General features: G+C 69.0%; 9 protein-coding genes. 6 read left to right on the forward strand and 3 right to left on the reverse strand.

Going from position 1 to position 6,787, the window contains the following annotated elements:
* Positions 1-53 precede the first annotated feature (53 nt).
* Positions 54-1,430, reverse strand: coding sequence for an MATE family efflux transporter (locus WAL33_RS20720; protein WP_422183822.1), 1,377 nt, complete (start codon positions 1,428-1,430; stop codon positions 54-56).
* Positions 1,431-1,560: 130 nt separating this feature from the next.
* Here WAL33_RS20720 and WAL33_RS20725 point away from each other — a divergent pair, with 130 nt between their 5' ends.
* Both WAL33_RS20725 and WAL33_RS20730 read left to right on the forward strand, forming a co-directional pair.
* Positions 1,561-2,583 (forward strand): SDR family oxidoreductase, encoded by a 1,023-nt coding sequence (locus WAL33_RS20725; RefSeq protein WP_422183824.1) that lies wholly within the window; start codon positions 1,561-1,563, stop codon positions 2,581-2,583.
* Between the two features lie 250 nt (positions 2,584-2,833).
* The gene (locus WAL33_RS20730) at positions 2,834-3,667 is read left to right on the forward strand and encodes a flagellin (protein WP_422183825.1); all 834 of its coding nucleotides are present in this window, start codon (positions 2,834-2,836) and stop codon (positions 3,665-3,667) included.
* 4 nt (positions 3,668-3,671) lie between these two features.
* Here WAL33_RS20730 and WAL33_RS20735 read toward each other — a convergent pair whose 3' ends face one another.
* Positions 3,672-4,169, reverse strand: coding sequence for a hypothetical protein (locus WAL33_RS20735; RefSeq protein ID WP_422183827.1), 498 nt, complete (start codon positions 4,167-4,169; stop codon positions 3,672-3,674).
* A gap of 142 nt (positions 4,170-4,311) precedes the next feature.
* On the opposite strand from WAL33_RS20735, the gene WAL33_RS20740 reads away from it, so the two are divergent.
* From WAL33_RS20740 to WAL33_RS20755, 4 genes are read left to right on the forward strand one after another with little or no spacing between them, the layout of a single operon-like run.
* A complete protein-coding gene (locus WAL33_RS20740) occupies positions 4,312-4,668 on the forward strand; it encodes a DUF6152 family protein (protein ID WP_422183829.1) in 357 nt (118 codons plus the stop codon).
* A complete protein-coding gene (locus WAL33_RS20745; RefSeq protein ID WP_422183831.1) occupies positions 4,669-5,142 on the forward strand; it encodes a hypothetical protein in 474 nt (157 codons plus the stop codon).
* A gap of 36 nt (positions 5,143-5,178) precedes the next feature.
* The gene (locus WAL33_RS20750) at positions 5,179-5,574 is read left to right on the forward strand and encodes a VOC family protein (protein ID WP_422183833.1); all 396 of its coding nucleotides are present in this window, start codon (positions 5,179-5,181) and stop codon (positions 5,572-5,574) included.
* Between the two features lie 5 nt (positions 5,575-5,579).
* Complete coding sequence (locus WAL33_RS20755) at positions 5,580-6,629, forward strand: ThuA domain-containing protein (protein WP_422183835.1); 1,050 nt, start codon at positions 5,580-5,582, stop codon at positions 6,627-6,629.
* On the opposite strand, the gene WAL33_RS20760 is transcribed toward WAL33_RS20755, so the two are convergent.
* The gene (locus WAL33_RS20760) at positions 6,626-6,778 is read right to left on the reverse strand and encodes a DUF2239 family protein (protein WP_422183837.1); all 153 of its coding nucleotides are present in this window, start codon (positions 6,776-6,778) and stop codon (positions 6,626-6,628) included. The genes WAL33_RS20755 and WAL33_RS20760 overlap by 4 nt on opposite strands.
* Between the last annotated feature and the right edge of the window lie 9 nt (positions 6,779-6,787).

A 6,787-nucleotide genomic window follows, 5' to 3' on the forward strand; every position in this document is an offset into this window, starting at 1 on the left:
GATCCTCCCCCTTTGGGGGAGGTGGCCCGGAGGGCCGGAGGGGGCCGCAGCCCCTACCGCTCCCGCACATCCAGCATCCGATACCGCCCCAGCAGGAACGCCGCGGCGATGAAGCTGGTGACGATCACCGACCAGACGATGCCGTCCACGCCCAGCTTCATCGGCAGGGCCAGCCACCAGGCCAAGGGGCCCATGATCAGGGCGTAGCTGATCATGTGGGTGACGGCGGGGATCCACACCTCGCCCCGCGCCCGCAGCGCCTGGGCGCAGACCACCTGCACGGCGTCGGGAACCAGGAACAGGCAGGTCAGGGCCAGGGCCGGCGCGATCAGGGCCAGGGCGGCCGGGTCACTGGTATAGGCTCCGCCGACCAGGTGGCGCAGCGGATAGAGCAGCGCCGCCACCGCCAGGGCGAAGACGGCGGTGACGCCAAAGGCGATCCAGCCCGCGCGGCTCATGCCCGCCGGATCGCGCGCGCCATGGGCTCGCCCGACCTGCACGGCCGTGGCGGTCGACAGGCCCAGCGGGACCATGAAGATCACCGCCGCCACGTTCAGCACCACCGCCCAGGCGGCGACGTTCAGCCCGCCCAGCCAGCCGGCCACCAGGCTCATGCCGGCAAAGGCCGAGACCTCGAACAGGTTCGACGTCCCCGCCCCGTAGCCGACCCGGCGCTGCTCCTTGGCGGCCGCGCGATCGCGGACGGGTTTGTCGAACACCCCCATGGCCCGGGCGTCCTTCAGACGCACGATGACCACCGCCAGGGTCAGGGCGAAGACCCCGCGCGCCACGAAGGTCGCCCAAGCCGCCCCCACGGCACCCAGGGCCGGCAGGCCGAACGTCCCCGGCACCAGCAGCAGGTTGACGGCCAGGTTCACCAGGTTGGCGATCCACATGTTGACGGCGACCATGCCCGGCCGCCCCAGGCCCTCCAGCCAGAAACTCAGGGCCACGCTGACGGCGTAGGGCGTCATCGACAGCGAGAAGACGATCAGCGGCGCGGTCGCCCCATCGGCCAGCGCCTTCTCGATGCCCGCATGGTGCAGCAGCGGCGGGGCGGCCAGCACCAGCAGGACCGAACCGGCCACGCCCAGCCAGAAGGCGTAGACCACGCCCCGGCGCAGCACGGCCCCGGCCTCGTGCAATCGTCCCGCCCCCATGGCGCGCGAGCCCATCACCTGGATCCCGACCAGCAGGCCCACCGTCACGGTCACGAACACCGAGGTCGGCGCCCAGGCCATGGCATGGAAGCCCAGTTGCCTCGCCGAGTAATGACCGACCACGATGGCGTCGGTCAGGCCCATGACCATGATGCCCAGACGCGACAGCACCACCGGCCCGGCCAGGCGCAGCAATTCGATCAGATCGGAGACAATGACGCCGTGCGGCTTCCCAGGGCGGGGAGCCGGCGCGGCCGCGGAGCGCGACATCTGCAGGGCCTTTCAAAGAGGCCGGGAAGGTGACCGATGCCCGCGTTTTGGGCAACCCCGCGCGCATGCTCAGGCTTGGAACATCCCCGCGCCCCGTCGGTTTCGCCGTCGGTAGCGTGAGGAGCCCGCCATGTCCCCCCAAGATTCCGACGTCGAAACCCAGGACTTCGAACCCGCCGCCGCTCGCGCGTCGCAGGCCGAGCGCGACATCCAGGCCCCGCTGGACGCCAAGGAAAAGCGGTCGTTCAAGGACGAAGGCGAGGAAAAGGAAAAGCCCGCCATGCAGGCCGGCGCCCGTCCCTATCCTGCCCCGCCCTTCCCCGAGCAGCATCAGGCCAAGCCGGGGATCGAAGCCAAGCTCGACCCCGCGCCGATGTACGACGCGCCGTTCTACAAGGGCTCGGGCAAGCTGGAGGGCAAGGTCGCTCTGATCACCGGCGCCGACAGCGGCATCGGCCGGGCCGTGGCCGTGCTGTTCGCCCGCGAAGGGGCCGATGTCGCCATCGCCTATCTGGACGAGGAAGAGGACGCCCAACTGACTCGCATGGCCGTCGAACAGGAAGGCCGTCGCGCCATCCTCCTGCCCGGCGACGTCGCCGACCCGTCCTACGCCAAGGCCGCCGTCGACCGGACCGTCAAGGAACTGGGCAAGCTGGACATCCTGGTCAACAACGCCGCCTTCCAGGAGCATGTTCTGGACTTCGAAGACCTGACCGTCGAGCACTTCGATCGCACCCTGAAGACCAACCTCTACGGCTATTTCCACATGGCCCAGGCGGCGGTGAAGGTGATCCCGTCCGGTGGGGCGATCATCAACACCGGATCGGTCACCGGCCTGCTCGGCAACAAGGACCTGCTGGACTATTCCCTGACCAAGGGCGGCATCCACGCCTTCACCCGCTCGCTGGCCACCCACCTGATCGACAAGGGCATCCGGGTCAACGCCGTGGCCCCCGGGCCGGTCTGGACGCCTCTGAATCCCGCCGACAAGCTGGGGCCCGACGTGGCCCAGTTCGGCGGCAAGACGCCGATGAAGCGCCCCGCCCAACCCGAGGAGATCGCCCCCGCCTACGTGTTCCTCGCCTCGCCCCAGACGTCCAGCTACATCACCGGCGAGGTGCTGCCGATCATCGGCGGGTACAATGGGGGCTAATCAGCAGAACGCCCCCTCCGTCACGATGCTTCGCATCGCGCCACCTCCCCCGCGATGCGGGTGAGGAAAAAGCGGAGCCAATCTCTCCTCCCCCGTAAAACGGGGGAGGTGGCGGGCGAAGCCCGACGGAGGGGGCGTCCACCGCTCTTAACCTCGACCGCTAATGAACGGCTAAGCCTGCCCGCCTACATTGCAGGCTAGGCGCAAAACGCGCCCTCGGCTTCGCGCCGAACCTGGAACCGGTCCGTCGATGGCGTTCAACAGCATCAACACCAATGTCGGGGCGATGATCGCCCTGCAATCGTTGAACGCGGTCAACCGCGACCTGTCCGACACCCTGCGCCACATCGCCACCGGCCTGGCGATCTCCAGCCCCAAGGACAATGCCGCCATCTGGGCCGTCGCCCAGAACCAGCGCGCCGAGTCCAAGTCTTTGGACGCCGTGCGCGCCTCACTTCAGCGTGGTCAATCGATCACCGACGTCGCCCTGGCCGCCGGCGAAACGATCACCGACCTTCTGGGTCGGATGAAGGAAAAGATGCTGGCGGCCTCGGACACCAGCCTCTCCACCACCAGCCGCAAGGCCCTGAACGACGACTACCTGAACCTGAAGCGCCAGATCAACCGCACGGTGGGCGCCGCCGACTTCAACGGCATCAACCTGATCTCGTCCGGCTCGACGGGCCAGATCCGCGCCCTGGCCAACGCGAACGCCACCGACACCATCGACGTCGACCACGTGGACCTGTCGACCACCGGTTCCGCTCTTGCCGGCATGCGCGCCGACCTGCTGGGCGCGCCGATCAGCGCCGCCGAGATCAAGGCGATGGGCGGGGCGATCGAGAACGTCACCTCGGCCCTGTCGCACCTGGGCACGGGGTCCTACGCCCTGCAGACCCACATGACCTTCATCGACAAGCTGCAGGACACCCTGGACGCCTCGGTCGGTCGGCTGGTCGACGCCGACATGGCCAAGGAGGCCACCAAGCTCCAGGCCCTGCAGATCAAGCAGCAGCTGGCGATCAAGTCGCTGAGCATCGCCAATTCAGGACCCAGCTACCTGCTGAAACTGTTCGGCGGCTGAGGACCTAGTGCGGCCAGACCTCGCTGAGGACCTTGGCCGTTTCGCCCTTCTTCCAGCTGACCTCCAGGGCCGGCGCCTTGGGGCGCCCCTCGGCGAACAGTTCGTAGATCACCATGCCGTCGCCCTGGGTGCTCTCGATCACCCGCACGGGCGCGATCTTGGAGACGGCCTTGACGGCGGCGTCGCGCACCGGCTGGGGCGTGGCGGTCCAGGCGATGTCGCGCTGGGTCTCGACGATCTTCCAGGCGCCACCGGTCTCCAGCAGGTCGAACTCGATCTCGGCGCCGTCCGGTAGAACGCCCTCGACATCGTAGTAGCGACGGTCCTCGCGTTCCTTGAGCTCGGCTTCCTTGATCTTCAGGCCGGGCGCGGCGGTGGTGACCACGGCGATCACCGCCGGCGGCAGGTCGGCGGCCGCGACGGGCGTGATCTTGGTCTCGGGCGCGCCGGCGACCGAGGCATGGGCCGCCAGCCCGAAGATCAGGATGAGGGGCGAACGCAACAACACGGCGGGCTTCCTTCCAGGTCGTCGTCAATGACCCGCAGCGTAAGCCCGAACCGCGCGGAGGGCCATTGAACCGAACGCGATCTTGGCTTCAAATCTCCGGGGGTGGGCGCTGACGATGCACGAAGGAGCCATTCCGATGACTTTGCATAAAAGCCTGGCCGCCGCGGTCGCCCTCGCCGTCCTGATCCCCGGCGCGGCCCTGGCCCACCATGGCTGGAGTTCCTACGACGCCGAAAAGACCCTGACGGTCAGCGGACCGTTGACCGACGTCGCCTGGCGCAATCCGCACGGCGAGGCCAAGATCAGCCATGCCGGCAAGACCTGGGCGGTGGTCCTGGCGCCGGTGGCCCGCATGGAGGCGCGCGGCCTGACCCAGGCGATGATTTCCAACGGCAAGCCGGTCAAGCTGGTGGGCTATCCACGCAAGGATGGCGTGCTGGAGATGCGCATCGAGCGGATCACGGTCGACGGCAAGACGGTCGAGCTGCGCTAGGTGGAGGCCCTGGCCGCCGCTCTGGAGGCTTCGCCGCTGGGGGTCTGGGCGCGCGGCTCGAACCTGGCCTATCCGGTGGCCAACCTGATCCATCTGCTGGGCCTGGTGATGCTGATCGGCGGAATCGGGGTGCTGGACCTGCGGCTGGTCGGGGCGTTCCGCCGGCTGCCGGTCGAGGTCCTGTGGCGCTGCCTGCTGCCACCGGCCATCGCCGGCCTCGTCCTGCTGGTCCCCGCCGGCTTCGTGATGTTCGCCGCCGACGCCTCCAGCCTGGTCGTCTCGACAGTGTTTCGCTGGAAGGTCGCGCTGATCGCCCTGGCCCTGGCCAACGCCGGCGCCTACCACCTGCTGTGGCGGCGGCGCCTGGCGCTGTGGGATGTCGATCCACCGCTGGGCGGCCGGATCATGGCCGCCGGGTCGTTGGCCCTGTGGCTGGTGATCACCGCCCTCGGGCGATGGATCGCCTACGCCTGACGCGTGCTAAGCAGGGGCGTCACCCAGTGAGTCCCCATGGCCCAGCACCTCGCCCTCCTGTCCCTGCTCGTCCGCGATTATGACGAGGCCCTGGCCTTCTATGTCGGCAAGCTTGGCTTCTCCCTGGTCGAGGACAGCGACCTGGGCGGCGGCAAGCGCTGGGTCGTGGTCGGGCCGGGCGGGGCCGGTACGCGCTTCCTGCTGGCCCAGGCCAGCGACGACCAGCAGAAGGCGGCGATCGGCGGCCAGGGGGGCGGCCGGGTCTGGCTGTTCCTGCACACCGACGCCTTCGAGGCCGACCATGCCCGACTGAGCGCCGCGGGGGTGAAGTTCCTCGAGGAACCCCGGCACGAGGCCTATGGCAGCGTGGTCGTGTTCGAAGACCTCTACGGCAACCGCTGGGACCTGCTGCAACCCAAGACCGAGGCCTGATCCCAATGCGTCATCCCCTGCGTCGCGTTCTCGCTCCGCTCCTGGTCGCTCTCGCGGCCCTGTTCGCCCTGCCCGCCTTCGCCAAGCCCGTCCCGCTGCGGGTGCTCTATCTGGACCAGTCGGTCGGCTGGAAGCACGCTCCGGTGCTCCGCCCTGACGGCGGCGGTCCGGCGCCGTCGGAACAGGCGATGATCGCCATAGGCCAGGAAAGCGGCGCCTTCACCGCCGAGGTCACCCAGGACGCTCGCGAGATCACGCTCCAGCGCCTGGAAAGCGTCGACGTGCTGGTGTTCTACACGACCGGCGCCTTGCCGATTTCGCCCGAGGCGTGGGCCGCGGTCCAGCAGCGGGTGGCGGCCGGACGGCTGGGCTTCGTCGGCATTCACAGCGCCACCGACACCGCATGGTCCTATGACGGCCCGGGCGAGACCTACACCCAGTTCATCAATGGCCATTTCGCGGGTCACCCGTGGACGCAGGGCACGCCGATCCGGATCGAGACCCTGGACCTGGACCTGCCGCTGGTCGGCATGTGGCCGGTCGGCTTCGACTATGCCGAGGAAATCTACCAGCACAGCGACTTCGACCCCGCCCGCGTGCGTGTGCTGCAAACCCTGAACTTCGCCGACACGCCGCTGAAGCGGCCCTACGCCGTGCCGATCGCCTGGGCGCGCCAGATCGGGCAAGGTCGGCTGTTTTTCACCAATCTGGGCCACACGCTCTCGACCTGGGACGATCCCCGTTTCCGCGAGCAGATCGTCGAGGCCGTGAACTGGACGGGAAGGCGCACGGCCGGCAGCGCGACGCCCGACACGCAGCGCCAGTTCCTGTGGCAACTGAAGGCGCTGCTGGCCTACGAGCCCGTCGCCGGTCGAGACGACAAGGCGATCATCGGCCGTCTGCTGAAGATGGACCCGGCCTGGCAGGCCGCGACCGCCAAGCGCATCGCCGACCTGCGGGCGGTCTATCCCGGCAAGCCCGACAGCGATCGGGCTCCGTTCGAGGCGGCCTACAAAGCGGTGCTGGCGGAGGTGCTGGCCAGGGCCGCCCGCTAGGACCGCCCCTCGAACGCCTCCGCCGCCAGCACCCGCAGATGCTCGGCGATATCGGCCGGCCATTCGGCGACGCGGGCCGAGAACCCCGCGGCGTCCCCCGCGAACAGGGCCCGGCTCATGTCCTCGAAGCCCGGGCGGTCGCCGGCCATGACCGAGGC

Origin of the sequence: Caulobacter sp., assembly GCF_049283275.1 — a bacterium.
Lineage (GTDB): Bacteria > Pseudomonadota > Alphaproteobacteria > Caulobacterales > Caulobacteraceae > Caulobacter.